Below are 25,748 nucleotides of genomic sequence, written 5' to 3' on the forward strand. Positions count from 1 at the left end.
CTCTCGTCCAGGAGACGAGTTCGTCGTGATCACCATCGTAAAGAGCAAGGGCCGGGGCTGGAGAATTCGCCATGCATTATTCTCTCAACCCACTAACCATTTAGGAACTAACGACACGCGACACTAGTCTCTTTCCACAAGCACATCTATGAAAGGCAACGTGATGGTAGATTTCGGCAAGCTCGGGGACCAGCTCGGCGACGCAGCGAAGAACATTGACCCGAAGCAGGCGGACCAGGTTATCGACAACGTCGCTGACGGCGCGAAGAAGGTAACTGGCGGTAAGTTCGACGAGCAGATCGACACCGCAGCAGACAAGGCTTCGGACCTCTTCAACAAGGGCGAAAACAAGTAGCCACTGCATAAAGTTCAACGGCGGGACGAGTGAGCAAACTCGTCCCGCCGTTCCTTATTTCTCGAGAGAAACACCAACGCTCTCGGCCTACCGTGCGATCTCGGGTCAACTCCATACAACTCCGGTATAGAACTCGCGATCAGCGCGCACATCCGTTGCTAACCTCAGGCCAACGCTATTCGCAGCGACCGATATGGGGGAGCCATGACTTACGACCCGAATGCCCCACGGCATCCCGACTCCCCGCAAGGTAGCGGCCAGAACCAGCTGGGATACGGAAATCAGCAGTATGGGCAGTCGCCGAGGTACGGCCAGCACGATGCACAGGGCCAGTTCGGCCAGCAGCCCGGTTACGGCAATCAGCAGTCTGGGCAGAACCCTGGCGGGTATCAGCAGGGTGGATACGGTAATCAGCAGCCGGGGCAAAGTCCCGGTGGTTACCAGCAGGGTGGTCAGCAGCCCGACGGTACATACGGCGGGAACTACAGCGGCGGTACTTACGACTCAGGCCAGCAGAACCCGGGGTATGGATCCAACCCACAGAACTCCGGCTACGGTGTCGGGCAACAGAATCCGACCTATGGCTATGATCAGCAGAGCCCGACCTATGGCTCCGGTCAGCAGGATCCGACCTACGGGTCTGGCCAGCAGAACCCGGCCTACGGCGCTGGTCAACAGAACCCCAGCTATGAGCAACCGCCCCAGCCCACTCAAGGCAACGCGACCTACGGACAGTACGCCGCATCCAGCCCCGCCCAACCACCGAAGAAGGGCCGCAAAAAGTGGTGGATCATCGGCACCGCGATCGTCGTTGTGCTCGGGCTTGCGACCTGGGGCGGCATCGCGCTGTTCGGCAAATTCGGGGGAGCGCGCACCCCGGAAGCCGCGGTCGAAAACTACCTCTCCTCGGTCGCATCCTTCAACATCGTCGACGCCGCGCTCGGCACCGCACCCAGCGAGCGGGAGATCTTCCAGGACGCCGTGCTGCAGATTCGCGACGCCGGCCTCGGCGAAGCTGAGGGTGACGGCGAGCGGGAAATTCCGTCGATCTTTGATTCACTGAAGGATGCGCAATCGGCGTTGAAGATCACCCGTGACGGGTTCGAGTACGAGACCGAGGAACTGGTCGAAGGTGTCGAAGTCGTGAATATCACCGAAGGCGTGATTACCTTCGATGGCGATGAGGAGGCGTTCAAGGAAGCGCTCGTGAACCTCGCCCGCGGCATGCGCTATGAGGCGGAAGTCTCGAGCGGTACTCCCGAAGACGAGGCGCTCGACCTCGCCTTCGAGATGACCGACGCGGACTTGGATGTTGAGTTCCCGTACGAGTACGACCTCGCGAAGGGTAACGATGACCTGCAGGCCTTCCCCGAGGGGCTGAGCATGGTGACCGTGCAGGAGGGCAGCGGCTGGTACGTCAGCCAGATCATGACCGGCATTCACCTGGCCGCCACCGGGCTCGGCACGAGCTTGACCGGCTCTGAAGGCTGGCCGATCGGCGACACGGTGATCGACGCACAGCCCGCCGAGAGCCCGGCGGCCGCGGGTATGCAATTTGCGGATGGTCTCGCGAACTACTTCTCGATGGCAGGCGGGGTATCGGGTGTGGACACGGAGCTCGGCATCAGCACGCTGACCGAGGCAGAGCGTACGGTCGCCTCTCTTTATCTGCTGCCGTGGCTGCAGGGCTTCGCCGAGAGCAGCGCTGGCGGTGCGAGCTTCGAATATGAGGTCAGCGGCGACTTCGAAGAATTCGAGTTCGGCGGGAAGACAATGGTCCTGCCAGACGGGCTCGCGATCTCCTATGACGGCGACACCGCGCTCGAGGTAGACGGCTACTGCGCCTCGGTACTCCGCGAGGAAGTCGGGTGTCTCACCGACTGGGATGCATACTCGCAGCTCGGCTGGGATCAGCTCGGCCTCGTGGTGGTGCAGGAGGGCGGCGGTTGGCTCGTGAGCCCGTACCAGACGGTCGAGATCTTCCTCGAGACCGGTGTTGACCGCTACCTAGAGCTGCGCGAAGACGGCGATCTGCACCTGCTTTACGGCTAGGGGGCAGCGAGGTAAGGGACGGCGTAGCGCGAGCGTTTCCTCACCGGTTACCACCCGATATCTAGTCGACTGCTTTCAGGAAAGTGGCCGACTAGATATCGGGTGGTATTTCGTGGAGAGAGCGCAGCCGGCGGCGGTGTGCGCTTTACGGCTAGGGGGCAGCGAGGTGGCGTCGGACCGTATCGGGTTCGGCGCCGACGAGGGTCTCGGATGCTTGGGCCAGCCGGGTTGCGAAGAGCGCGGCATCGGTGCCGCGGGTCAGCGCATGCGCGGCGATGCCGTCGATCATTGCCAGTAGTTGCCAAGCCACCGCAGCCGCGTCGTCCACACGGAAGGCGCCTTCGGATTCACCTACAAGAATGATCTCGGTGATGGCGTCCTGCCATGCCGCCATCTGCTCCTCAATCGCGGTGGCGAGCGCCTCGTTGCTTCGGCCGAGGGACCAGGCGTCGACCCACACGAGGGTGATGTCATTGTGGTCGCGGCGCAGCACCGTCGCGATCATGCGCGCGAGCCGGGCAGCGGCGCCGGGTTCTGCCGCGATTTCGGCGCACACCTCCGCAAGCTCGGCGCCAACGAGGTCGTGGAAGGTCCGCGCGACCAGCTCATCCATGCTGCTCGCGTAGTGAGCTACCAAGCCGGATGCGACACCCGCCCGGGTGGCCACGGCCCGCAAGGTCAACGCCGATAGACCGCCTTCGCGCGCCAGGGCGGTGGCTGCCGCGTAGATCTCCTCGGAGCGCTGCTGTGGGCTCTTACGGACGCGTGGTCGGGACGTGGCTGTTGACATGGTGTCTTCAGTCTAGGATCATTAGTTATTGATCGGATGATCAATAACGCGAAATCGAAGTGGATTTGAAGCGGAATCCAGCTGACCAAGACGGTCCGCTCCCGCATCCCGAACGACACGAATGATCGACAAAGGAGACGACATGGCCTGGCGGATGCCGCACGAACGTGACCCGCACGAGCGCACTTGGATGGCTTTCCCGCGTGCAGGGAAGACGCTCGGCGAGGGCGCTGAGCATCAAGAAACGGCGTATCGCGCCTGGAGCGAAACGGCCCTCGCGATCGCTGAATTCGAGCCGGTCACGATGGTGGTCGACCCGACCGAGACCGCCCGCGCGAAGAACCTGCTCGGGCAGGACGTAGAAATCTACGAGGCACCCCTCGACGAGTTCTGGATGCGCGACTTCGGCCCGACCTTCGTGATCGACGATGAGCGCCCCGGCGTGCTCGGCGCGGTCGACTGGATCTTCAACGGCTGGGGCGCACCGGCTTGGGCCGAATGGCAGGTCTCGGCCGGGATCGCGCGAATCATTGCCGCGGAAGTCGGCGCGGAGCTGGTCAGCTCGGTGCTCGTCAACGAGGGCGGCGGCATCCACGTCGACGGCGAGGGCACGGTGCTGCTGACCGACACGGTGCAGCTCGACCCGAACCGCAATCCTTTCGCGGATAAGCTGCGGGTTGAGGCGGAACTTGCGCGCACCATCGGCACTGAGAAGGCGATCTGGCTGCCTCGCGGCCTTACCCGTGACTACGACGACTACGGCACGAACGGTCACGTCGACATCGTGGCGACCTTCGCCGCACCCGGCCAGGTGCTGCTGCACCGGCAGGACGACCCCGCGCATCCCGATTTTGCGGTTACGCGTGACCTGAAAACGCTCCTCGAAAACGAGACGGATGCCGCGGGCCGCACCCTCGAGATCATCGACGTGCCCGCCCCCGCCACACTGCGGGATGCGGAAGGTTTCGTGGACTGGAGCTACCTCAATCACCTCGTGGTCAACGACGGCATCGTCGTCTGCGGCTTTGGCGAGCCGGCGGCGGATGCGCGCGCCCGGGAGATCCTCGAAGGTGCCTACCCGGGTCGGCGCGCCGTGACGGTGGATGCACGCCCGATTTTCGCGCGCGGCGGCGGCATCCACTGCATCACTCAGCAGCAGCCTCGCGTGCCTTCGCAGCAGCCTGGGGTGCCGGAGCAGCAGCCTCAAGTGGCAGGGGGACAGTCATGATCGACGTGGTGGAAACCGGCATCGCTGACCTGCGGGCAGCACTAGAGTCGGGCGCGACAACGAGCGTGGAGCTCGTGCGGGCCTATCTCGCGCGGATCGACGCCTATGACGGCCTCGACACCGAAACCGCACTGAACTCGGTTGTGGTGCGCAATCCCGAAGCGCTCGCGGAGGCAGAAGCGGCAGATGCGCGGCGAGCGGCGGGGGAGTCGCTCGGTCCGCTCGACGGCATCCCCTATACCGCCAAAGACAGCTACCTGGTCAAGGGGCTCACAGCGGCGGCGGGGTCGCCCGCCTTCGCTGAGCTTGTCGCCCAGCGGGACGCCTTCACGATCGAACGGCTGCGCGCAGGCGGCGCGATCTGCCTGGGGCTGACGAATATGCCGCCGATGGCGAACGGTGGGATGCAGCGCGGGGTCTATGGGCGGGCCGAAAGTCCGTACAACGCCGAGTGGCTCACGAGCGCGTTTGCATCCGGGTCTTCGAATGGTTCCGGCACCGCGACCGCTGCAAGCTTTGCGGCGTTTGGACTCGCGGAGGAGACCTGGTCGAGCGGCCGAGCCCCCGCATCCTGCAACGCGCTGTGCGCGTATACGCCGAGCCGCGGCGTGATTTCGGTGCGCGGGAACTGGTCGCTCGTGCCGACCATGGATGTCGTCGTGCCGCACACTCGCACGATGGCTGACCTGCTCGAAGTGCTCGACGTGATCGTCGCGGACGATCTCGAAACCCGCGGGGACTTCTGGCGTGCCCAGCCGTGGGTGCAGATTCCGCAGGCCTCGGAAGTTCGCCCCGAATCGTTCACCTCGCTCGCGCCGGCCGACCTGCGGGGCAAGCGCCTGGGCGTTCCACGGATGTACATCAATGCCGATCCGGATGCGGGGACCGGCACGACCATCGGCGGCCCGACCGGGCAGCGCATCCAGACCCGCGACTCAGTGATGCGGCTCTGGAAGGCCGCGCGCCGCGACCTCGAGGCCGCGGGGGCTGAGGTCGTTGAAGTCGATCTCCCGGTGGTCACGAACTATGAGGGCGACCGTGCTGGGGCCCCAACCTTGGCCACGCGAGGCCTCGTTAGCCCGGAGTACTTGCGCCAGGAGATCGTCGACCTTTCGGCCTGGGCCTGGGATGACTTCCTGCGCGCGAATGGCGACCCGCGCATCCCGTCACTCGCCGCGGTCGACGGGGCTGAGATCTTCCCCGCGCCGGAGGGGGCGCTGCCGGATCGCTATGACGGGTTTGATGACGATATCGCGACCTACCCCGAGCAGGTGGCCGCGCATCCTTATGAGCACTTCACCGAGATTCCGCACCTCGAAGCGGGGGTGCGGGGCCTGGAAGAAACTCGTCGGGTCGACCTCGAAGCGTGGATGGACGACCTCGGTTTCGACGCCGTGGTATTCCCCGCGATGGCCGATATCGGCCGGGCTGACATGGACGTCAATCCGGAGTCAGCGGATGCGGGCTGGCGCAACGGCGTCTGGGTCGCGAACGGCAATCTCGTGCCTCGGCATTTGGGGATACCCACGGTGACCGTGCCGATGGGCACGCTCGACGATATCGGGATGCCGGTCGGGCTCACCTTCGCGGGACGTGCCTATGACGATTCCGCGCTACTCGCGCTCGGGCTCGCCTTCGAGGTCACCGGGCAGCGCCGCAGCGAGCCGCCCCGGACCCCGCGGCTGTAGATCGCATCCGACAACCTGCATCGGCCAGCTGGCGTCAGGTAGCCGCGACCCGGCATCAGGTGCAGCATTCTTTGTCGTGATCACCTACATCATGCAAACCTTCGTGCCGGACCTCGTCGCGCTGCAGGCCATCGCGGATGACATTGAAGGTGCGTCCCCTTATATAGCGCTCGCTATCGGTGGCATCGTCTTCCAGACGATCTTCCTCGCCGGGGCGACCATCTCGGTGCTGTTCTCGGGCCTCGCATCGCAACTCAGTGCATCCCGGCTGCTTTATGCGATGGGGCGGGATGGGATTCTCGCGCGGAAGCTCTTCGGATACGTGCATCCGCGACTGGGTACGCCGGTGTTCAATATCGTGCTGATTGCGGTGATCGGGTTAGTGGCGCTGGGGTTGGATTTGAACGCGGCGACCTCGCTGATCAACTTTGGTGCCTTCACCGCCTTCGCATTCGTGAACCTCTCCGTGATCGCGTTATGGCTCCGGCACCGTAGGACCGGGCACGTGGCCGGATCGACGCTCGCATGGACGCTCGTACCTGCGATCGGGTTCCTAATTAACGCAGCGCTGTGGGTGAGCCTCGATCAGCTCGCGATGACGGTGGGCCTGCTCTGGGCTGCGGTGGGGGTCCTCTATTTGCTGTGGATCACGCGGATGTTCCGCCGGCCCACCCCGGACCTCGCCTTCGACGAGGCCGAGGAGCTCCCCACCGGCATGGTCCGCACCGAAAACGTTAGTTGAGGGCGGGGGTGTCTTCCGGGATTACGCCGTTGCCGTAGAGGTCGGTGGCGAGATCGCGGTAGGCGCGCAGGGCGACGCGCTGTGTGGTCGGGCCGTAGGAGATGCGGGCCACTCCGAGCGCCTCGTACTCTGCGGCGGGGAGCGCACCGGGTAGACCGATCACGCTGAGCTTGCCGCGTCCGAGACCTTCAACAAGGGTTTCGGTTGCCGCGCGATCCAGCACGCCGGGGACGAAGACCAGCGACGCCCCCGCATCCAGGAAGGCCTTGCCGCGCTCGATCGCATCCTTGAGGCTCTCCTCGAGCGGCCGGTCGCCGCCGCGGACAATCGCGTCGGTGCGAGCATTCAGCTGGAAGTCGACGCCCTCCGCTTCGCCGGCCGCGACAATTGCGTGCACATTCGCGACGGCCTCATTAAGAGGTACAAGCCGATCTTCCACGTTCGCGCCGACCACGCCCACGCCGATCGCGCGACGGACAGTCTCGCCCGGGTTCCCGAACCCGGCATCGAGGTCGGCGGTTACGGGGAGCTCGGTTGCCTTCACGATGCGCTCGAGTGCGGGTAGGGCAAGGTCCAGCGGAATTTCACCGTCGGGGTAGCCGTGGGATGCGGCGATCGAGTGGCCTGCGGTGGCGATGGCTTTGGTGCCGGGTAGGTCGGCGACGACTTTGGTGGTGATCGCGTCCCAGACGTTGACGACGCGCAGAATTTCGTCGGCTTCGTGGAGCTGCTTGAGAGTGAGGGCCTTATCTTGAGTGGTCATGGGGTGAACCTAACTAGGCCAGATCAGTATTGGCTGCGACGTGGGGGCCTCGATACGCCGCTGCGCGGCACTCGGCCGGCGACAAGCACGCAGTCGGGCGGCTGGAGGGGGCCTCGATACGCTCCGCTACTCGGCCAGCGACAAAGAGCAGGGGGTGACGGGATGAGGAATAGCGAGTAAACTTGATCGGCCTTCACATGCGAGAGCAACCGTGTGAGCCCGGGTAAAAAGATCTTGAAAAATCCGACACGCCCGGGTTGCATGATGTCGAAATCACGGTCTACACTTGCATAGTTCAACATTTCGGGCGTGCCTTAGGCAGGCGCCCGGATCACTGTCGCGATTGTGACGTGTCCACCGCTTCTTGCGGGGCAGACATTTCCTCCGGCAGCAGAGCACGGCTCCGGTATCACCGGGCAAGGCCTACGGGCCTCACCCACTGATGCCGTACATCTGCCCGAGCGTACGCGCTTACGGGCCGGTGAACTTGACAGAAAAACAGTGGTGCACGCGAACTGCAAGCGCAGTCCGGTAATGCATGTGAGGCCAATTAATAGCCCCAACTAATGAGGAGTAGGACATGGCGGGACAAAAAATCCGCATCCGACTGAAGTCGTATGACCACGAGGTCATCGACAACTCCGCGCGCAAGATTGTAGACACCGTAACGCGCGCTGGTGCATCCGTCATCGGGCCAGTCCCGCTGCCGACGGAGAAGAACGTGGTGACGGTTATCCGTTCGCCTCACAAGTACAAGGACAGCCGCGAGCAGTTTGAAAAGCGCACCCACAAGCGTCTGATCGACATTGTCGACCCCACTCCGAAGGCTGTCGACTCGCTTATGCGCCTCGACCTTCCGGCCGACGTCAACATCGAGATCAAGCTCTAGAGGAATTCATGCCTACCGCTACTAAGACCTACAAGGGCCTGCTCGGCACCAAGCTGGGCATGACCCAGCAGTGGGACTCCGAGAACCGGATGATCCCTGTCACCGTCATCCAGGTGAGCCCGAACGTTGTAACCCAGATTCTCAACACCGAGAAGAACGGCTACGAGGCAATCCAGATTGCCGCTGGCGCGATCGACCCGCGCAAGGTGAACAAGCCCGCCGCCGGTCACTTCGCTGCCGCAGGTGTGACCCCGCGTCGCCACCTCACCGAGATCCGTACCGCTGACGCAGCGGACTACGAGCTCGGCCAGGAACTTACCGTCGAGATCTTCGAAGCCGGCCAGAAGGTCGACGTCGTTGGTACCTCGAAGGGTAAGGGTTTCGCGGGCACCATGAAGCGCCACAACTTCAAGGGTGTTGGCGCATCGCACGGTCAGCACAAGAACCACCGTAAGCCCGGTTCGATCGGTGCTTCGGCTACCCCCAGCCGTGTCTTCAAGGGCACGCGCATGGCCGGCCGCATGGGCGCCGACCGCGTCACCGTGCAGAACCTCACGGTTCACGGTGTCGACGTTGAGCGCAACCTGCTCCTGGTCAAGGGTGCCGTTCCCGGCGCCAAGGGCCGCCTCGTATTCGTCCGTAACGCAGTGAAGGGGGCCTAGCCAAATGGCTGCCAACACCATTGACGTCCTCGACGCAACCGGTAAGAAGGCCGGCACGGTTGAGCTTCCCGAGTCCATCTTCGGTCTCGAAGCAAACATCGCGCTGATCCACCAGGTTGTTGTCGCGCAGCAGGCTGCTGCACGCCAGGGCACCCACAAGACCAAGAACCGCGGCGAGCGCTCGGGCGCCGGCCGCAAGCCGTTCAAGCAGAAGGGCACGGGTAACGCCCGTCAGGGTTCGATCCGTATGCCGCAGCACCGCGGCGGTGGTATCGTGCACGGCCCGACGCCTCGCAACTACGCGCAGCGCACCCCCAAGAAGATGATCGCGGCCGCACTGCTGCAGACTCTCTCGGACCGCGCCCGCAACGGTCAGATCCACGTCTTCACCGAGCTCGTCTCGGGTGACGTTCCCTCGACCCGCAGCGCGATCAACGCGTTCCGCACCGCAGCGCAGGGCAACAAGGTCCTCGTTGTCGTTGAGCAGGATGACCAGATCACCCGCAAGTCGGTCCGCAACGTCGAGTACGCCCACGTGCTCACCGCAGACCAGCTCAACGCATACGACGTGCTGAACGCTGACGACGTTGTATTCCTCAAGGAAGCCTTCGACGGTTTCGTTGACTCGAAGACCAGCAAGGAGCAGAAGGCATGAGCGCCATCAACAAGGACCCGCGCGATGTCATCATCCGCCCGGTGATCTCGGAGAAGAGCTACGGCCTCATTGACCAGGGTCAGTACACCTTCGAGGTAGCTCCGGAAGCGAACAAGGTTGAGGTGAAGTTTGCTATCGAGCAGATCTTCAACGTCGACGTTGAGCGCGTAAACATCATGAACCGACAGGGCAAGACTCGTCGTACCCGCTTCGGTACGGGCAAGCGCAAGGACACCAAGCGCGCCATCGTCACCCTGAAGTCCGGCACCATCGACATCTTCTCGAACGTCGGCTAACCGGAGGACTGAGATAAAAAATGGCGATTCGCAAATTTAAGCCCACGACCCCTGGTCGCCGCGCCGGTTCGGTTTCGGAATTCACCGAGATCACCCGCACGACCCCGGAGAAGTCGCTGCTGAAGCCGCTTCCCAAGACCGGTGGTCGCAACAATCAGGGACGCATCACCACCCGCCACATCGGTGGTGGCCACAAGCGTCAGTACCGTGTAATCGACTTCCGCCGTAACGACAAGGACGGCGTGAACGCGAAGGTTGCACACATCGAGTACGACCCCAACCGCACCGCACGCATTGCGCTGCTCCACTTCGTGGACGGCACCAAGCGTTACATCATCGCTCCGAACAAGCTCAAGCAGGGCGACATCGTTGAGTCGGGTCCCGAGGCTGACATCAAGCCCGGTAACAACCTGCCGCTGCGCAACATCCCCACGGGTACCGTTGTGCACGCTGTCGAGCTCCGCCCCGGTGGCGGCGCCAAGATGGCCCGTTCGGCTGGTGCCTCGGTTCGTCTCGTTGCTAAGGACGGCCCCTACGCGCAGCTTCGTCTGCCCTCGGGTGAAGTTCGCAACGTGGATGCACGCTGCCGCGCAACCGTAGGTGAAGTTGGTAACGCCGAACAGGCAAACATTGACCTCGGTAAGGCCGGCCGCAAGCGCTGGTTGGGTGTTCGCCCGACCGTCCGCGGTGTCGTGATGAACCCGGTCGACCACCCGCACGGTGGTGGTGAAGGCCGCACTTCCGGTGGTCGTCACCCTGTCAGCCCATGGGGTCAGAAGGAAGGCCGCACTCGCAAGCCGAACCTCGAGTCTGACAAGTACATCGTCCGCCGCCGTCCGACCGGCAAGAAGAAGCGCTAGTAGTAGGAGTTCAAGAAGATGCCTCGCAGTCTTAAGAAGGGCCCCTTCGTAGACGAGCACCTGCTACAGAAGGTGCTCAAGCAGAACGAAGCTGGTTCGAACAACGTCATCAAGACCTGGTCACGCCGCTCGATGATCGTGCCCGACATGCTCGGTCACACGATCGCCGTGCACGACGGTCGTAAGCACATCCCGGTATTCGTTACCGAGTCGATGATTGGCCACAAGCTCGGCGAATTTGCGCCGACCCGCACCTTCCGCGGTCACGAGAAGGACGACAAGAAGGGTCGCCGCCGCTAACGCGGGGGCAAGAAGGAGGAAATTATGGTGGAGTCGATCGCCCGCGCGCGACACATCCGCGTTACCCCTCAGAAGGCTCGCCGCGTCGTCGACCTGATCCGCGGTAAGCAGGCGCTGGAAGCGCTAGCCATTCTGAAGTTCGCACCGCAGGGTGCCTCGGAGCCTGTTTACAAGGCTGTTGCCTCGGCAATCGCAAACGCGCGCGTCAAGGCAGACAACAACAACGAGTACCTCGACGAGCGCGACCTGTACATCAGCACCGTGTTTGTTGACGAGGGAGCCACGCTGAAGCGTTTCCGTCCCCGCGCCCAGGGCCGCGCAGGACGCATCAACAAGCGCACCAGCCACATCACCGTAGTCGTGTCGACCCCTGAGGTAGACAACGCAGAGCAGGAGGCGGCGAACTAATGGGCCAGAAAATCAATCCGTACGGCTTCCGCCTCGGCATCACCACCGACCACCGGTCGCGCTGGTACGCAGACTCGACTAAGCCCGGTCAGCGTTACGCCGACTACGTGAAGGAAGACGTCCAGATCCGCAACTACCTGACCGAGTCGCTTGACCGCGCAGGTATCGCGTACATCGAAATCGAGCGCACCCGCGACCGCGTCCGCGTTGACATTCACACCGCCCGTCCGGGCATCGTGATCGGTCGCCGCGGTGCTGAAGCTGAGCGCATCCGCGCCGAGCTCGAGAAGCTCACCGGCAAGCAGATCCAGCTGAACATCCTCGAGGTGAAGAACCCCGACCAGGAAGCTCAGCTCGTCGCTCAGGGCATCGCCGAGCAGCTCGCCGCACGTGTGGCCTTCCGCCGCGCAATGCGCAAGGGCCTCCAGGGTGCACAGCGCGCCGGAGCCAAGGGTATTCGTATCCAGGTTTCGGGTCGTCTCGGTGGCGCAGAAATGAGCCGCTCGGAGTTCTACCGCGAGGGCCGCGTGCCCCTGCACACCCTCCGTGCCAACATCGACTACGGCTTCTATGAGGCCAAGACCACCTACGGTCGCATCGGTGTCAAGGTATGGATCTACAAGGGTGACCTGACCAACAAGGAGCTTGCTCGCGAGCAGGCCAATCAGAAGTCGTCGCGCGATCACCGTGGCGACCGTCCGCGCCGCAACCGTCGTAACGAGCAGGTTGCCGCGGGAGCGGAGGGCTAAGAATGCTGATTCCACGTCGAGTAAAGCACCGTAAGCAGCACCACCCGGGTCGTTCCGGCCAGGCTACCGGTGGCACCAAGGTGTCGTTCGGTGAGTTCGGCATCCAGGCACTGACCCCGGCTTACCTGACCAACCGTCAGATCGAAGCCGCACGTATTGCCATGACCCGTCACATCAAGCGTGGTGGAAAGGTCTGGATCAACGTGTTCCCGGACCGTCCGATCACCAAGAAGCCTGCCGAAGTCCGCATGGGTTCCGGTAAGGGTTCGCCGGAGTGGTGGGTTGCCAACGTCAAGCCGGGCCGCGTCCTCTTCGAGGTCGGTGGCGTTGATGAAGAACTGGCACGTGAAGCACTCACCCGTGCAATTCACAAGCTGCCGCTCAAGGCACGCATCATTACCCGTGAGGAAGGCGAGTAAGACATGGCGATTGGATCGAAAGAGCTCGCCATTAACGAGCTCGACACTTTTGAGAACGGCCGTCTTGTAGACGAGCTGAAGAAGGCCAAGGAAGAGCTGTTCAACCTGCGCTTCCAGGCCGCTACCGGCCAGGCTGAAGAACGCGGTCGCATCCGCGCCGTCAAGCGCGACATCGCTCGCATCTACACGGTTCTCCGTGAGCGCGAGCTCGGCATCCGGGCAACTCCGACGCCGGCTGAGAAGCCCGCGAAGAAGTCCGAGGCTGCGCCGAAGGCTGAGGCCGCCGAGACGATCGAGGAGACCAAGTAATGGCTGAGACCAACACCAACTCGGCTGCAGCCGAGGTCAGCGGCGAGAAGCTTCAGCGCAACTACCGCAAGACCCGCCGTGGCTACGTCACCAGCGACAAGATGGACAAGACCATCGTCGTCCTGGTTGAGGACCGCGTGAAGCACCCCCTCTATGGCAAGGTGATTCGCCGCTCCACCAAGATCAAGGTGCACGACGAGAACAACACCGCCGGTATCGGCGACCTCGTACGCATCGCCGAGACCCGTCCCCTGAGCGCCACCAAGCGCTGGCGTCTGGTCGAGATCCTCGAGAAGGCGAAGTAGGCCCTAGGCCACTTCGCTGGAATACAGCCAAGGAGACTGACACATGATTCAGCAAGAATCCCGACTCCGCGTCGCTGACAACAGCGGCGCCAAGGAGTTGCTCACCATCCGCGTGCTCGGAGGATCAGGCCGTCGTTACGCCGGCGTTGGTGACACCATCGTCGCAACCGTGAAGGATGCGATCCCCGGTGGCAACGTGAAGAAGGGTGACGTCGTAAAGGCAGTTATCGTTCGCACGAAGAAGCCGACCCGTCGCGTTGACGGTTCGTACATCAAGTTCGACGAGAACGCAGCCGTCATTCTGAAGACTGACGGCGAACCCCGCGGTACCCGCATCTTCGGCCCCGTGGGCCGTGAGCTGCGCGAGAAGCGGTTCATGAAGATCATTTCGCTTGCTCCGGAGGTGCTTTAAACCATGGCGAAGATTCGCAAGGACGACCTCGTTGAGGTTATCTCCGGTGGCGACAAGGGCAAGCAGGGCAAGGTCCTGGAAGTCCTCGTAGCGCAGGAGCGCGTGATCGTCGAAGGCGTCAACTACGTCACCAAGCACGTACGCGAAGGCCAGACCCAGCGCGGCACCAAGACCGGTGGACGAGAGACCGTTGAGGCTCCCATCCACGTGTCCAACGTTGCCCTCGTGAACCCCGAGACCGGCCGCGGTAGCCGCACCGGTATCGAGGTTTCGGAAGAGACGAAGGACGGCGCCACCAAGACCGTTCGTACCCGCGTCTTCAAGGACTCGCGTCGCGCTGCTAAGCCGGCCGAAAAGCCTGCCAAGAAGACCACGAAGAAGGCAGCCCCTAAGAAGGCCGCAGCAAAGGACAGCGAGTAGCGCATGACTGAAAATGCCACGGGAGCTGGCAAAATCCAGCCCCGACTCAAGGTGAAGTACCGCGAGGAACTCAAGGCTCAGCTGCAGGAGCAGCTCGGCGTTAAGAACATCCACCAGGTTCCGACTCTCGAAAAGATCGTCGTGAACATGGGTGTTGGCCGGGCCGCGCAGGATGGCAAGCTGATCGACGGTGCGGTCAACGACCTCACCCTCATCACCGGCCAGAAGCCGAAGATCACCAAAGCACGCAAGTCGATCGCGCAGTTCAAGCTTCGTGAGGGCCAGCCCATTGGTGCTCACGTCACGCTTCGCGGCGACCGCATGTGGGAGTTCCTCGACCGCCTGCTCTCGCTCGCACTGCCCCGTATCCGCGACTTCCGCGGTCTTTCGGACAAGCAGTTCGACGGTCAGGGTAACTACACCTTTGGTCTTACCGAGCAGGTTATGTTCCACGAAATTGATCCGGACAAGATCGACCGCCCGCGCGGTATGGACATCACCGTGGTAACGACCGCACAGGACGACGAAACCGGACGTGCACTGCTAACTGCACTCGGATTCCCCTACCACGCTGGGCTATCGAAGTAGTAAGATAGCTCGTTGGCCCGCCCACATCCGTGGGCGGGCCTTACACCTAAGGTCGGCGCCCCGTGTACGGGACGTCGAAACCAGGCGAAAGGAAATATCGCGTCATGACTATGACCGACCCCGTCGCAGATATGCTTACGCGTCTGCGCAACGCGAGCAAGGCGCACCACGACACCGTGGCACTGCCGAGCTCGAAGCTCAAGAAGAGCATTGCTGACATCCTCAAGCGCGAGGGTTACATCGCCGACTGGAACGCAGAGTCCGCTCGCGTCGGTGAGACCCTGAACATCGCACTGAAGTTCGGTCAGGACCGCCGCCCCGCACTGTCGGGCATCAAGCGCGTCTCGAAGCCGGGCCTTCGCGTGTACGCGAAGTCGACGGAACTGCCCACCGTTCTCGGTGGCCTCGGCATCGCAATCCTGTCCACTTCCTCGGGCGTCCTCACGGACCGCGAGGCAGATGCGAAGGGCGTAGGTGGGGAAGTCCTCGCCTACGTATGGTGATACATAATGTCGCGTATTGGTCGTCTCCCCATCCAGATTCCCGCCGGCGTCGAGGTCAAGATCGACGGCGCTGACGTCGCAGTCAAGGGCCCGAAGGGTGAGCTCTCGCTCACCATCGCATCCCCCATCGAGGCTTCCGTTGAAGACGGTCAGGTGCTGGTCACCCGCCCGAACGACGAGCGTGACTCGCGTTCGCTGCACGGCCTGACCCGTACCCTCATCTTCAACAACATTGTTGGTGTAACCGAGGGCTACAAGAAGTCGCTCGAGGTCGTCGGTACCGGTTACCGCGTCCAGGCCAAGGGCACCTCGCTCGAGTTCGCACTCGGCTTCTCGCACCCGGTCAGCTTCGACGCTCCCGAAGGCATCACCTTCGCCGTCGAGGGCCAGAACAAGATCACGGTCAGCGGTATCAACAAGCAGCAGGTCGGCGAGACCGCTGCGAACATCCGCAAGATCCGTCCGCCCGAGCCCTACAAGGGCAAGGGTATCCGTTACGAAGGCGAGCACGTTCGTCGCAAGGCCGGAAAGGCTGGTAAGTAAGCATGTCTCACACGAGCAAGCAAGCAGCCCGTGGCCGTCGCCACGCACGGTTGCGCAAGAAGATCACCGGAAGCGCGCTGCGCCCGCGTCTGGTTGTTACCCGATCGGCGCGTCACGTATTCGTCCAGCTCATCGACGACGTTCAGGGGCACACCCTCGCATCGGCTTCGACCATGGAAGCAGACCTGCGTGCGTTCGACGGTGACAAGACCGCAAAGGCACGTCGCGTTGGTGAAATCCTCGGCGAGCGCGCCAAGCAGGCCGGTGTTGAGGCAGCAGTCTTCGACCGCGGCGGTAACAAGTACGCCGGTCGCGTTGCGGCCATCGCTGATGGAGCACGAGAGGCAGGACTGAGCCTGTGAGCGAAAACATCGAAAACAACGTCCCCGACAACATTGCCGACAAGCCGGTTGAGACCGCAGCTTCGAGCGAGTCAAACACCCGCGAAGGCGACGACCGTCGTCAGCGCCGCGGTGGCAACCGTGACCGCCAGCAGGACGGCCGTGGCCGTGGCCGCGGCGGTCGCGACAACGCAGCTGAGAAGAACGAGTTCCTCGAGCGCGTAGTCACCATCAACCGCGTGTCCAAGGTCGTCAAGGGTGGTCGTCGCTTCAGCTTCACCGCACTCGTCGTCGTTGGTGACGGTAAGGGCCTCGTCGGTGTTGGTTACGGCAAGGCACGCGAAGTTCCCCTGGCAATCGCCAAGGGTGTTGAGGAAGCGAAGAAGAACTTCTTCCGCGTTCCCCGCGTACTGAACACCATCCCGCACCCCGTCCAGGGTGAGTCGGCTGCTGGCGTGGTTCTGCTTCGCCCGGCCGCGCAGGGTACCGGTGTTATCGCCGGTGGTCCGGTCCGCGCCGTACTCGAGTGCGCCGGTATCCACGACGTACTGAGCAAGTCGCTCGGTTCCTCGAACACCATCAACATCGTTCACGCGACTGTGACTGCACTCAAGATGCTCGAAGAGCCCGCTGCAGTTGCCGCTCGTCGTGGTCTCGACATCGAGCACGTTGTCCCGGAGCGCATCCTGCGCGACCAGGCCCGCGCCCGCGAAGAGGCTGCCAAGGCTGCAAAGGTTGGTAACTAATGGCTAAGTCGCTCAAGGTAACGCAGATTAAGTCGGTTATCAGCGAGAAGCAGAACCAGCGCGACACCCTCCGCTCGCTCGGTCTCAAGCGCATCGGCCAGTCGGTCGTGCGCGAGGACTCGCAGCAGCTCCAGGGTTACCTGCGTGCGGTTGCTCACCTCGTCAAGGTTGAGGAGATCAACGAATAATGGCTAACAACGAAAACGCTAACGAGCAGGAGCAGAGTGCACTGAAGCTGCACGACCTCCGTCCGGCTCCCGGCGCAAAGAAGTCGCGCATCCGTAAGGGTCGCGGTGAAGCATCCAAGGGTAAGACCGCTGGTCGCGGTACCAAGGGAACGCGCGCACGGACCACTGTGCCCCTCGGCTTCGAGGGTGGCCAGATGCCGCAGCACATGCGTACCCCGAAGCTGCGCGGGTTCAAGAACCCGTTCCGCAAGGAGTACCAGGTCGTAAACCTTTACACGCTCGCTGAGCTTTACCCGGAGGGCGGCGACGTCACGGTTGAAGATTTGGTGAACAAAGGTGCCGTTCGCAAGAACGAGCTCGTAAAGGTGCTCGGCACCGGCGAGATTACGGTTAAGCTGAACATTGCGGTTGACAAGGTCTCGAGCTCGGCAGAGCAGAAGATCGTTGCCGCAGGCGGCTCCGTCAAGTAAATTCCCAAATGCGGGGTCGGCTGCGTCCGACCCCGCATTTGTTACGTCACTAACGCGAAAGCAGGATGCAAGCGTGTTCAGCGCCATTTCCCGGGTGTTTAAGACTCCCGACCTTCGTCGGAAGATTCTTTTCACCCTCGCCATGCTCGCGATCTACCGTCTCGGTACCGCGATCCCGGCCCCGTTCGTGAACTACTCCAACGTGCAGCAATGCATCGCGGGTAGCGGCGCCGACGGGCAAGCAAGCCTCTTCAACATGCTCAACATGTTCTCGGGGGGTGCGCTCACGCAGCTGTCAATCTTTGCGCTCGGCATCATGCCGTACATCACCGCATCGATCATCGTGCAGCTGCTTCGCGTAGTGATTCCACACTTTGAGGCCCTCCACAAGGAAGGCCAGTCGGGCCAGGCAACGCTCACGCAGTACACGCGTTACCTCACCATCGGCCTGGCCGTTCTGCAGTCGACCACGCTGCTCACGGTGGCTCGCACCGGTGCCCTCTACGGCACCACCGGTAACGCCGCCTGCCAGAACGTGCTCAACTTCGTCACCGAGACCACGGGCCTCGACGTCACCACGAACGTGGTGCGGATGCTCATGATGGTCACGGCGCTGACGGCCGGAACCGCTGTGATCATGTGGTTCGGTGAGCTCATCACCGAGCGCGGCATCGGTAACGGTATGTCGCTGCTCATCTTCACCTCGATTGCCGCCATGTTCCCGACGGGCATGTGGTCGCTGATTTCGGGTGCCGGTGGTGTCTTCACCTTCGTGGTGATCATCCTGCTCGCCTTTGGCGTGCTGGTAGCGGTGGTCTTCGTCGAGCAGTCACAGCGCCGCATCCCGGTGCAGTATGCCCGCCGAATGATCGGCCGACGTACCTACGGTGGCCAGTCCACCTACATCCCAATCAAGGTCAACCAGGCCGGAGTGATCCCGGTCATCTTCTCCTCATCGCTGCTGATGATCCCGTCCTTGATCGCCCAGTTCAACCAGCCCGCGGCAGGGGAGTCGCCCGCCGAATGGGTTGTGTGGATTCAGAACAACCTGATGACCGGCGACAGCTGGATCTACATGGTCGTCTACTTCCTGCTCACGATCGCCTTCGCGTACTTCTACGTGTACATCGCGTTCAACCCGGATGAGGTCGCCGAGAACATGCGCAAGCAGGGCGGTTTCGTCCCGGGCATCCGCGCGGGGCAGCCCACGGCCGACTACCTCAGCTACGTGCTGAACCGCATCACCTTCCCCGGTTCGATCTACCTCGGCATCATCGCGCTGCTGCCATTGATCGCACTATCCACGGTCGGTGCCAACCAGAACTTCCCGTTCGGTGGGGCATCCATTCTTATCCTCGTTGGTGTCGGGCTTGAGACCGTCAAGCAGATCGACGCCCAGCTCCAGCAACGCAACTACGAAGGACTGCTTCGATGACGAACACCGCTCCCATCCGTCTGCTGATCGTTGGCGCCCCCGGCGCTGGCAAGGGTACCCAGGCCACCGGCCTTGCCGAGGCCTATGGCGTTCCTGCGATCTCTACGGGAGATATCTTCCGCGAGAACATCAAGAACGGCACCGAACTCGGGAAGCGCGTGCAGGAAATCACGGCGCAGGGGCAGCTCGTGCCCGACTCGCTCACGAACGACCTGATCTCGGACCGCCTCTCGCAGGCAGACGTTGCGCCGGGCTTCCTCCTCGACGGTTACCCTCGCACGGTCGGTCAGGTAGAGTTCCTCACCTCGGTGCTCGAGCAGGATGGCGCGGCGATTGACGCCGTTGTCCAGCTCGTGACCGACACGGATGCCGTGGTCGAGCGACTGCTCAAGCGGGCGCAGGAGCAGGGTCGCGTTGACGACACCGAGGAGATCATCCGCCACCGCCAGGAGGTCTACCTGCAGGAGACCGCGCCGGTGATCGACGTGTACGCATCCCGCGGCGTCGTGGTTGAGGTCGACGGCATGGGCACGGTCGAGGAAGTTGCCACGCGCATCCTCGACGCACTCAAGGCCAAGGGTCTCGAACCGCGTAACTAGCCAGCAATTTGAACAAAGCGCCCTCCTGGAATCCAGGAGGGCGCTTTGTTTCACCTATCCTGCGCTGCTGTGACACAAGATCGCTACCGGGTTCGATAGCCTCGAAACGAGCCAGGTTCCACAGTATTTATCTGGTCCCCACCTCGACGAGGGAGTTGAGGGGATGGCGGCCAATCGCGCACTCTTGGCTCGAATTGACGCGCTTTTTCCAGCGAGGGGAATTGACTTGTCTCAATATCGTGCTGTCCAAAACCGAGCGAATGGCAGACGGTCCTTGACCGTCTCACACCGGAAGAAGTGGGCCTGATCGACACCTTCATCCGGTTCAATCCGGCGTCCCACAATGAGCGGTGGGCATCGAAGGGGATGGAATCACCACCTTCCACCTCGGCGGGGGATTGGTGGCGGCCGCCGATTCGCTCTTCGACTTCAAACGTCGCTACGACCCGAGTAACGAGCCCTTGACCTTTCACCTCGGCAAGGTCGTGCACGACCCGGACCAGTACCGGGCGCTTGCCGGGACGGATTTCACAGAGGGCTATTTCCCGCCGTGGCGGGAACCAATCCCCGCTACCGACTTGAAGGCCGCTTGAAGGCGGCTTGAAGGTACGACGCAAGGTTGTGCGCTGATGGTTTCTATCAATGTAGGCAGACAGCAGTGGTCACATGCGACCGCTCAATACCTCAGGGTTCGCCGCGGTCTGGAGATGGCCGCGGCAGGCCTGTTGCTATTGGTGTTGAGTCCCGTGTTGGTGGCCGTTGCCCTCGATGTGCTGATCAGTATTGGGCGACCGATTATCTTCCGGCAGGTGCGGCAGGTGCGGCAGGTGCGGCAGGTGCGGCCGGTGCGGCAGGTGCGGCAGGTGCGGCAGGGGCATCAGGGAGAATTCATGATGCTGAAGTTCCGCACGATGATCCGTGGTGCTGAGAACGTAGGCGATGGTTTCAACATGAGCCAGCTGCGACTCATCACCCCGCTGGGGTCGGTGCTTCGCAAGACGAGCCTCGATGAGCTCCCGCAATTACTGAACATCTTTCGCGGCGACATGTCTTTCATCGGTCCCAGACCCGCGCTTTTGGAACATGTCGAGAAATACACGCTTCGGCAGCGTCAACGGTTGCTTGTTCCCCAAGGACTCACCGGACTCGCGCAGGTCCGCTATCGTGACGAGGCACCGTGGTCGCAACGAATTGAGTCCGACATTGAGTATGTCGAGAAGATTGGTCCCGTCACCGATCTGAAGATCTTGTACGCAACGTTGCGAGTGGTGACCACGGCAGCTGGAATCCGTGATGACCAAAGTGAAGAAGAAGTTGATGACCTTGGCTCTGAACCGTGAAACGCGTATGGGTGGTCAGGAGGGAGTATTTCCCTCCTGACCACCCATACGCGTCAGTTTTTGCGGGCAACCCGCAGTTCAGCCCCTATGCGAACGCGTTCTCGCCCGTGAGGTGCTGCCCCAGAATCAGCGTGTGTACCTCGTCGGTGCCCTCATAGGTGCGCACCGACTCGAGGTTGTTCGCGTGGCGCATGATCGACTGGTCGAGCAGGATGCCGTTGCCACCGAGGATCGTGCGGGCCTCGCGGCAGATGTCGATCGCGATCCGGCAGTTGTTGAGCTTGCCGACCGAGATCATGTGGCGTTCGAGCTTGCCGGCGTCCTTGAGGCGGCCGATCTGCAGCGCGAGCAGCTGGCCCTTGTTGAGCTCGAGCGCCATGTTCACGAGCTTCTGCTGCGTGAGCTGGAAGGCGGCGAGCGGCTTGTCGAACTGCTTGCGCTCCCCGGCGTACTTCGCGGCGACCTCGAAAGCGTCGCGCGCGGCACCGAGGGCACCGAAGGTGATGCCGAAGCGGGCTTCGTTGAGGCACTCGAAGGGGGCGCGCAGCGAGGTCGCACCCGGCAGGCGGTCAGCTTCGGTGAGGCGGATGTTGTCAAAGGTCAGCTCGGTCTGGATGGATGCGCGCATCGACATCTTCGGCTCGAGGGCAACGGCCTTGAAGCCTTCGGCGTCGGTGGGCACGATGAACCCGCGCACGCCCTCGTCGGTGCGTGCCCAGACGATGGCGATGTCGGCGATGGTGCCGAGGCCGATCCACCGCTTGGCGCCGTTGAGGATCCAGCCGTCGCCGTCACGGACCGCGACGGTCTCCATCCCGGCGGGGTCGGAGCCGGCGTTGGGTTCGGTGAGGCCGAAGCAACCGATCACGCGGCCCGCGGCCATCTCGGGCAGGAACTTCTGCTTCTGCTCTTCCGATCCGTGCTTCGCGATGGCGCTCATCGCGAGCGACCCCTGCACCGACACGAAGGTGCGCAGCCCCGAGTCACCGGCTTCGAGCTCCTGCATCGCAATGCCGTATTCGACCGAGCTGCGGCCCGCGCATCCGTATCCCTTGATGTGCATACCGAGCAGGCCCAGTTCGGCCATCTCGGGGATGATCTCGGTCGGGAAGACCGCCCGCTCGTACCAGTCGGTGATGTTGGGTCGGATGCGCCGGTCCACAAATTCGCGGACACGGTCACGGAGGGCGATTTCCTCGGCCGAGTACTCGGCCTCGAGGTTCAGTAGGTCAAAAAGATCCGACATTGCGGTGCCTTTCGGTATGGGTTGGGTAGTACATGGATGCTGGGGGAGCGTGGGGCCTGTCGCTGCCGAACGGCTTAGGGTCGGGGTATCCGGCTGCGGCGCGTTCGGGTCACCTCAGCGGGGGTTAAGGGGCTGATCGGCGCGCCGACGCCGTTTCGAATTGCCTCGCCATCGGCGTCGAGCGCGGGTGGCCCGAGCGTGGGGATCGCAAACTCGGGGGTGTACCGAATCGGGTGGCGGATTCCCTTTGAGGTGACCCCGTCGCGATCGAGTTCCACCACCGGGTCGATCCCGAGTGACTGCGCGAGTTCGATTCCCTCACCGATGGTGTTGACTTTGCCGACGGCGAGGTTCGCGGCGGTAAACCGTTCCTGCCAACCTTCGGCAGTGTCGGCTGCGAGGGCCTCCGCGAGGATTTCTCGCAGCTCGGGGCGATGCGCCACACGGTCTGGGTTCGTCGCAAAGCGCGGGTCTTCGGCAAGTTCGGGCCGGCCGAGTTCGGTGACGAAATCGCGGAACTGTTTGTTATTGCCGATTGCGACGGCGAGTTCGCCGTCCCTGGTCGGTAGCGACTCGTAGGGCATGATCGAGGGATGCACGTTCCCGAGTCGGGTGGGTTCGACCCCGGCTCCGACCGTGGCCTGAATTTGGTTGGCGAGGGCCGACTGGATGCTGGAGAGCAGGTTGACTTCCACGCGCATCCCGAAGCCCGTGCGGTCGCGGTTCCTCAGGGCGGCAAGGATACCGAGGGTGAGGTCTTTGGATGCGAGCACATCCACGAGCGCAACGCCGACCTTCATCGCTTCGCCTTCGTGTTCGCCGGTGATGTGCATGAGCCCGCTGAGTGCCTGGGCGACGAAGTCGTAGCCGGGACGGGTGGCACCGCCGGCGGAACCGAAGCCGGTCACGCTCGCAACGATGAGCCCGGGGTGTTGGATGCGCAGGGCCTCGAGGTCAATACCGGCGCGTTCGAGTGCGCCGGGGAGGTAGTTCTCCACCACGACATCGGCTTGTGCGATGAGGCGCAGGACGAGTTCGCGGCCGGAGTCCTCGCGGAAGTCGATGGCGATGGAGCGCTTATTGCGGTTCGAGGTTTGGAAGTAGGTGGCTGTGCCGTCTTCGGCAAACGGTGGCCCCCAGGCGCGGGTGTCGTCGCCAGCGCCGGGGCGCTCAACTTTAATGACATCGGCGCCGAGGTCGGCGAGGTTCATCGCCGTGAGTGGGCCGGCGAGGACTCGAGACAGGTCAAGTACGCGAATATCGCTGAGTGGGCCAGACGGTAATGGCTGCGACGGTGCGTCGGTCAAGAAAGTCTCCTCACTGAAACAACGGTGCGCGCTCCCGCGCGACGTGCGACGAGTCTATCGCGCCACGGCGGATTTGGTAAATCGATTTTGCAATTGCGGTTCCAGTCCGTGAAGCGGTGTCGAGGATGCGAGAATACTTGCCTGCACATCAGGGCAGTGCTTGCCGGGCATCAGTGAGAATTCTTGCCCGCACATCAGGGCATTTCCTCTGGTCGTGATGGATTTGCGGGCAAAGAACGTCAAAAACCCGAGGACAGTTGGGTTAAACATCTACTTTTGTTAGTATTCTCGACGAGCGGTCTTGAAGGGCTCTACGGCGAGCCTCATCGAGGCTTGCAAGCTATCTGTCGGAGTTCTGCGATCGAACCACGATCGAGAGGCAGATGGCGCACCTAAGAGTGGCAATTGTCGCAATGGAGTTGACAGGCAGCCCGCTTGGGTAAAACATGAATACCTAAAGGTTTAAACCTTGACACCGCTGTAGGACGAGCAATGACGGCTCGGGCAGCGGTTCCGACAGCCATGGCTAAAGGAATGAGCATATGGAGAGCCAAAGCAAAGCTGCTGAAGCGGCCCCAAACGAAACCGAACACTCCGCCTCGGAGTTCAAACGAGACATGGGATTCTGGGGCAACCTCGCCCTCGGATTCACCTATCTTTCGCCCGTGGTGGGCGTGTACGCAACCTTCGCCGCATCCGTCGCAATCGCGGGCCCACCCGCATTCTGGATGCTGATCATCGCCGGTCTCGGCCAGCTGCTTGTCGCCACCGTCTTCGGTGAGGTCGTCTCGCAGTACCCGGTCGCCGGTGGCATCTACCCCTGGAACCGACGCCTTTGGGGCGCCAAGTGGGGCTGGATCAGCGGTTGGATCTACATGATCGCGATCAACGCGACCATCGCATCCGTCGCCTACGGTGCCGGTCCCTTCCTCGGCGCCCTCCTCGGCATCGAGATGAATGCATCCGCAAACGTGCTGCTGGCACTGCTGATCATTCTGCTGGCGACCTTCGCAAACCTGGGCGGAACGAAGTTCCTCGCCAAGGTCGCCTTCGTCGGCTTCGTGCTGGAGATTATCGCCAGCGCAGTGATCGGTGTGTGGCTGCTCATCGCGGTGCGCAAGCACGACCTCTCGGTCCTCTTCCAGGACTTCCGCCCGGCCGACATGCAGGAAAACAGCCCCTTCCTCATCGCCTTCCTCGGCGCCGCGATCATGGGTATTTACCTCTACTACGGCTTTGAAGCCAACGGTGACGTGGCGGAAGAGGTTCGTGATCCGGGTCGCGTGATTCCCAAGGCCATGCGGATGACCATCTACGTCGGTGGTGTCGCATCCATGTTCATCGCCCTGGGTCTCATCCTTGCGGTCGGTAGCTTCGAGGACATCATTAACGGCACCATTCCGGACCCGATCAGCGCGATCTTCATGGAAGCCTTCGGCCCGATTGGCTTCAAGATCGTGATGGCAGTTGTGCTCGTGTCCTTCCTCTCGTGCACCATCTCGCTGCAGGCCGCGGCCTCGCGCCTGATGTTCTCGATGGGTCGCGACAACCAGTTGCCGGGCGCCAAGTACCTCAAGCGCTTCAACGCGAAGCGCGCGGTTCCCCCATACGCACTGATCGTGGCTGGCGTGCTGCCCGCAATCGTCGTGGTGATTTCGCTGCTGAGTGAGGATGCACTGATCGCGATTATCTCCTTCGCCGCCTTCGGTATCTACCTCGCCTTCGCCGCGGTGGTGCTCGCCTCGCTGCGGGCTCGCATCCTTGGCTGGAAGCCCTCCGGTCAGTTCCGGATGGGGAACTGGGGCTGGGCGATTACGATCGCCGCCCTTACCTACCAGATCTTCGCGATGGTGATCGTGGTCTGGCCGGTTGCTGGCGCACCGTGGTTTGAGGCCTGGCTGGTCGGCATCATGGGTGTCGTGGTGGTCGGTGTTGGATGCATCTACCTGTTCACTGCGCACCCTGAGACCAAGGGTGGGGCAGACGCGGGTATCGCCACAGGTGTGGTGGACACGCACCTCATCCAGCCAATTGCGCCGACCGAGGAGCTCGTCGACATGGCGATCCGACTCGACGGTGGCAAGCCGCACATCTACCCAGACAACCAGCGGAACTGGGACGAAGAGCGGAAGTAGCCGCA

Annotated in this window: 34 protein-coding genes and 1 pseudogene; 30 read left to right on the forward strand and 5 right to left on the reverse strand. The window is 62.6% G+C overall.

Features of this window, described 5'->3' with window-relative positions:
* Window positions 1-163 precede the first annotated feature (163 nt).
* Both F8O05_RS13495 and F8O05_RS13500 read left to right on the forward strand, forming a co-directional pair.
* Window positions 164-355, forward strand: coding sequence for an antitoxin (locus F8O05_RS13495; protein WP_158053281.1), 192 nt, complete (start codon window positions 164-166; stop codon window positions 353-355).
* 204 nt (window positions 356-559) lie between these two features.
* A complete protein-coding gene (locus tag F8O05_RS13500) occupies window positions 560-2,407 on the forward strand; it encodes a hypothetical protein (protein WP_158053282.1) in 1,848 nt (615 codons plus the stop codon).
* A 151-nt stretch (window positions 2,408-2,558) separates the two neighbouring features.
* On the opposite strand, the gene F8O05_RS13505 is transcribed toward F8O05_RS13500, so the two are convergent.
* Window positions 2,559-3,197, reverse strand: a complete 639-nt coding sequence (locus tag F8O05_RS13505) for a TetR/AcrR family transcriptional regulator (RefSeq protein WP_158053283.1) — start codon at window positions 3,195-3,197, stop codon at window positions 2,559-2,561.
* A 142-nt stretch (window positions 3,198-3,339) separates the two neighbouring features.
* On the opposite strand from F8O05_RS13505, the gene F8O05_RS13510 reads away from it, so the two are divergent.
* The 3 genes from F8O05_RS13510 to F8O05_RS13520 all read left to right on the forward strand — a co-directional run bounded on the left by F8O05_RS13510 (window position 3,340) and on the right by F8O05_RS13520 (window position 6,855).
* A complete protein-coding gene (locus F8O05_RS13510) occupies window positions 3,340-4,425 on the forward strand; it encodes an agmatine deiminase family protein (protein WP_158053353.1) in 1,086 nt (361 codons plus the stop codon).
* Window positions 4,422-6,113, forward strand: a complete 1,692-nt coding sequence (locus F8O05_RS13515) for an amidase (RefSeq protein ID WP_158053284.1) — start codon at window positions 4,422-4,424, stop codon at window positions 6,111-6,113. Before F8O05_RS13510 ends, F8O05_RS13515 begins: the two co-directional genes overlap by 4 nt.
* A gap of 76 nt (window positions 6,114-6,189) precedes the next feature.
* A complete protein-coding gene (locus F8O05_RS13520; protein WP_192497196.1) occupies window positions 6,190-6,855 on the forward strand; it encodes an APC family permease in 666 nt (221 codons plus the stop codon).
* Here the strand turns inward: F8O05_RS13520 and F8O05_RS13525 are convergent.
* On the reverse strand, window positions 6,848-7,618 hold the full coding sequence (locus F8O05_RS13525; protein WP_158053286.1) for an isocitrate lyase/PEP mutase family protein: 771 nt from the start codon (window positions 7,616-7,618) through the stop codon (window positions 6,848-6,850). The two genes, F8O05_RS13520 and F8O05_RS13525, sit on opposite strands and share 8 nt — an antisense overlap.
* A 580-nt stretch (window positions 7,619-8,198) precedes the next feature.
* On the opposite strand from F8O05_RS13525, the gene rpsJ reads away from it, so the two are divergent.
* The 24 genes and pseudogenes from rpsJ (at window position 8,199) to F8O05_RS13645 (ending at window position 21,055) form a co-directional block, all read left to right on the forward strand.
* Window positions 8,199-8,507, forward strand: coding sequence for a 30S ribosomal protein S10 (rpsJ, locus tag F8O05_RS13530; protein WP_026935977.1), 309 nt, complete (start codon window positions 8,199-8,201; stop codon window positions 8,505-8,507).
* A gap of 8 nt (window positions 8,508-8,515) precedes the next feature.
* The gene (gene rplC, locus F8O05_RS13535; protein WP_158053287.1) at window positions 8,516-9,169 is read left to right on the forward strand and encodes a 50S ribosomal protein L3; all 654 of its coding nucleotides are present in this window, start codon (window positions 8,516-8,518) and stop codon (window positions 9,167-9,169) included.
* Between the two features lie 4 nt (window positions 9,170-9,173).
* Window positions 9,174-9,824 carry a 50S ribosomal protein L4 gene (gene rplD / locus F8O05_RS13540; RefSeq protein WP_158053288.1) on the forward strand — a complete coding sequence of 217 codons (651 nt, stop codon included), beginning with the start codon at window positions 9,174-9,176 and terminating at the stop codon, window positions 9,822-9,824.
* A complete protein-coding gene (gene rplW, locus F8O05_RS13545; RefSeq protein WP_158053289.1) occupies window positions 9,821-10,120 on the forward strand; it encodes a 50S ribosomal protein L23 in 300 nt (99 codons plus the stop codon). The genes rplD and rplW overlap by 4 nt, the downstream gene beginning before the upstream one ends.
* Before the next feature lie 20 nt (window positions 10,121-10,140).
* Complete coding sequence (rplB, locus tag F8O05_RS13550; protein WP_158053290.1) at window positions 10,141-10,980, forward strand: 50S ribosomal protein L2; 840 nt, start codon at window positions 10,141-10,143, stop codon at window positions 10,978-10,980.
* A gap of 18 nt (window positions 10,981-10,998) precedes the next feature.
* Complete coding sequence (gene rpsS / locus F8O05_RS13555) at window positions 10,999-11,280, forward strand: 30S ribosomal protein S19 (RefSeq protein WP_026935972.1); 282 nt, start codon at window positions 10,999-11,001, stop codon at window positions 11,278-11,280.
* Between the two features lie 24 nt (window positions 11,281-11,304).
* On the forward strand, window positions 11,305-11,688 hold the full coding sequence (gene rplV, locus F8O05_RS13560; protein WP_158053291.1) for a 50S ribosomal protein L22: 384 nt from the start codon (window positions 11,305-11,307) through the stop codon (window positions 11,686-11,688).
* Complete coding sequence (gene rpsC / locus F8O05_RS13565; protein WP_026935970.1) at window positions 11,688-12,437, forward strand: 30S ribosomal protein S3; 750 nt, start codon at window positions 11,688-11,690, stop codon at window positions 12,435-12,437. The genes rplV and rpsC overlap by 1 nt, the downstream gene beginning before the upstream one ends.
* A 2-nt stretch (window positions 12,438-12,439) precedes the next feature.
* The gene (rplP, locus tag F8O05_RS13570; protein WP_158053292.1) at window positions 12,440-12,856 is read left to right on the forward strand and encodes a 50S ribosomal protein L16; all 417 of its coding nucleotides are present in this window, start codon (window positions 12,440-12,442) and stop codon (window positions 12,854-12,856) included.
* A 3-nt stretch (window positions 12,857-12,859) separates the two neighbouring features.
* Window positions 12,860-13,165 carry a 50S ribosomal protein L29 gene (gene rpmC / locus F8O05_RS13575; RefSeq protein WP_158053293.1) on the forward strand — a complete coding sequence of 102 codons (306 nt, stop codon included), beginning with the start codon at window positions 12,860-12,862 and terminating at the stop codon, window positions 13,163-13,165.
* Window positions 13,165-13,470, forward strand: a complete 306-nt coding sequence (rpsQ, locus tag F8O05_RS13580; protein WP_158053294.1) for a 30S ribosomal protein S17 — start codon at window positions 13,165-13,167, stop codon at window positions 13,468-13,470. Before rpmC ends, rpsQ begins: the two co-directional genes overlap by 1 nt.
* A gap of 43 nt (window positions 13,471-13,513) precedes the next feature.
* Window positions 13,514-13,882 (forward strand): 50S ribosomal protein L14, encoded by a 369-nt coding sequence (gene rplN, locus F8O05_RS13585; RefSeq protein WP_158053295.1) that lies wholly within the window; start codon window positions 13,514-13,516, stop codon window positions 13,880-13,882.
* Between the two features lie 3 nt (window positions 13,883-13,885).
* Window positions 13,886-14,212 (forward strand): annotated as a pseudogene (rplX, locus tag F8O05_RS13590) (50S ribosomal protein L24); the annotation flags it as partial.
* Between the two features lie 93 nt (window positions 14,213-14,305).
* On the forward strand, window positions 14,306-14,890 hold the full coding sequence (gene rplE / locus F8O05_RS13595) for a 50S ribosomal protein L5 (protein ID WP_158053297.1): 585 nt from the start codon (window positions 14,306-14,308) through the stop codon (window positions 14,888-14,890).
* 104 nt (window positions 14,891-14,994) lie between these two features.
* Complete coding sequence (gene rpsH / locus F8O05_RS13600) at window positions 14,995-15,393, forward strand: 30S ribosomal protein S8 (RefSeq protein ID WP_158053298.1); 399 nt, start codon at window positions 14,995-14,997, stop codon at window positions 15,391-15,393.
* 6 nt (window positions 15,394-15,399) lie between these two features.
* Entirely contained in the window at window positions 15,400-15,936 is a 537-nt protein-coding gene (rplF, locus tag F8O05_RS13605; protein WP_158053299.1) for a 50S ribosomal protein L6, read from the forward strand.
* 2 nt (window positions 15,937-15,938) lie between these two features.
* Complete coding sequence (gene rplR / locus F8O05_RS13610; RefSeq protein WP_158053300.1) at window positions 15,939-16,298, forward strand: 50S ribosomal protein L18; 360 nt, start codon at window positions 15,939-15,941, stop codon at window positions 16,296-16,298.
* Window positions 16,295-17,023 carry a 30S ribosomal protein S5 gene (rpsE, locus tag F8O05_RS13615; RefSeq protein ID WP_263970331.1) on the forward strand — a complete coding sequence of 243 codons (729 nt, stop codon included), beginning with the start codon at window positions 16,295-16,297 and terminating at the stop codon, window positions 17,021-17,023. The genes rplR and rpsE overlap by 4 nt, the downstream gene beginning before the upstream one ends.
* Window positions 17,023-17,211, forward strand: coding sequence for a 50S ribosomal protein L30 (rpmD, locus tag F8O05_RS13620; protein WP_158053301.1), 189 nt, complete (start codon window positions 17,023-17,025; stop codon window positions 17,209-17,211). The genes rpsE and rpmD overlap by 1 nt, the downstream gene beginning before the upstream one ends.
* Complete coding sequence (rplO, locus tag F8O05_RS13625) at window positions 17,211-17,681, forward strand: 50S ribosomal protein L15 (protein ID WP_158053302.1); 471 nt, start codon at window positions 17,211-17,213, stop codon at window positions 17,679-17,681. The genes rpmD and rplO overlap by 1 nt, the downstream gene beginning before the upstream one ends.
* A 73-nt stretch (window positions 17,682-17,754) precedes the next feature.
* Window positions 17,755-19,116, forward strand: coding sequence for a preprotein translocase subunit SecY (gene secY / locus F8O05_RS13630; protein WP_158053303.1), 1,362 nt, complete (start codon window positions 17,755-17,757; stop codon window positions 19,114-19,116).
* A complete protein-coding gene (locus F8O05_RS13635; RefSeq protein WP_158053304.1) occupies window positions 19,113-19,715 on the forward strand; it encodes an adenylate kinase in 603 nt (200 codons plus the stop codon). Before secY ends, F8O05_RS13635 begins: the two co-directional genes overlap by 4 nt.
* A gap of 350 nt (window positions 19,716-20,065) precedes the next feature.
* Window positions 20,066-20,308 carry a hypothetical protein gene (locus tag F8O05_RS13640; protein WP_158053305.1) on the forward strand — a complete coding sequence of 81 codons (243 nt, stop codon included), beginning with the start codon at window positions 20,066-20,068 and terminating at the stop codon, window positions 20,306-20,308.
* A gap of 36 nt (window positions 20,309-20,344) precedes the next feature.
* A complete protein-coding gene (locus tag F8O05_RS13645) occupies window positions 20,345-21,055 on the forward strand; it encodes a sugar transferase (RefSeq protein WP_158053306.1) in 711 nt (236 codons plus the stop codon).
* Between the two features lie 85 nt (window positions 21,056-21,140).
* On the opposite strand, the gene F8O05_RS13650 is transcribed toward F8O05_RS13645, so the two are convergent.
* The 3 genes from F8O05_RS13650 to F8O05_RS13660 form a co-directional block, all read right to left on the reverse strand.
* Window positions 21,141-22,301, reverse strand: a complete 1,161-nt coding sequence (locus tag F8O05_RS13650; RefSeq protein ID WP_158053307.1) for an acyl-CoA dehydrogenase family protein — start codon at window positions 22,299-22,301, stop codon at window positions 21,141-21,143.
* A gap of 74 nt (window positions 22,302-22,375) precedes the next feature.
* Complete coding sequence (locus F8O05_RS13655; protein ID WP_192497197.1) at window positions 22,376-23,608, reverse strand: CaiB/BaiF CoA transferase family protein; 1,233 nt, start codon at window positions 23,606-23,608, stop codon at window positions 22,376-22,378.
* Window positions 23,609-23,662: 54 nt separating this feature from the next.
* Window positions 23,663-23,878: a hypothetical protein gene (locus F8O05_RS13660; RefSeq protein WP_158053308.1), complete on the reverse strand. Its 216-nt coding sequence runs from the start codon at window positions 23,876-23,878 to the stop codon at window positions 23,663-23,665.
* Window positions 23,879-24,150: 272 nt separating this feature from the next.
* Between F8O05_RS13660 and F8O05_RS13665 the strand changes: the two genes are divergently transcribed.
* A complete protein-coding gene (locus tag F8O05_RS13665; protein ID WP_158053309.1) occupies window positions 24,151-25,743 on the forward strand; it encodes an APC family permease in 1,593 nt (530 codons plus the stop codon).
* Window positions 25,744-25,748 lie beyond the last annotated feature (5 nt).

Source organism: Gulosibacter chungangensis, assembly GCF_008831155.1.
GTDB lineage: Bacteria > Actinomycetota > Actinomycetes > Actinomycetales > Microbacteriaceae > Gulosibacter > Gulosibacter chungangensis.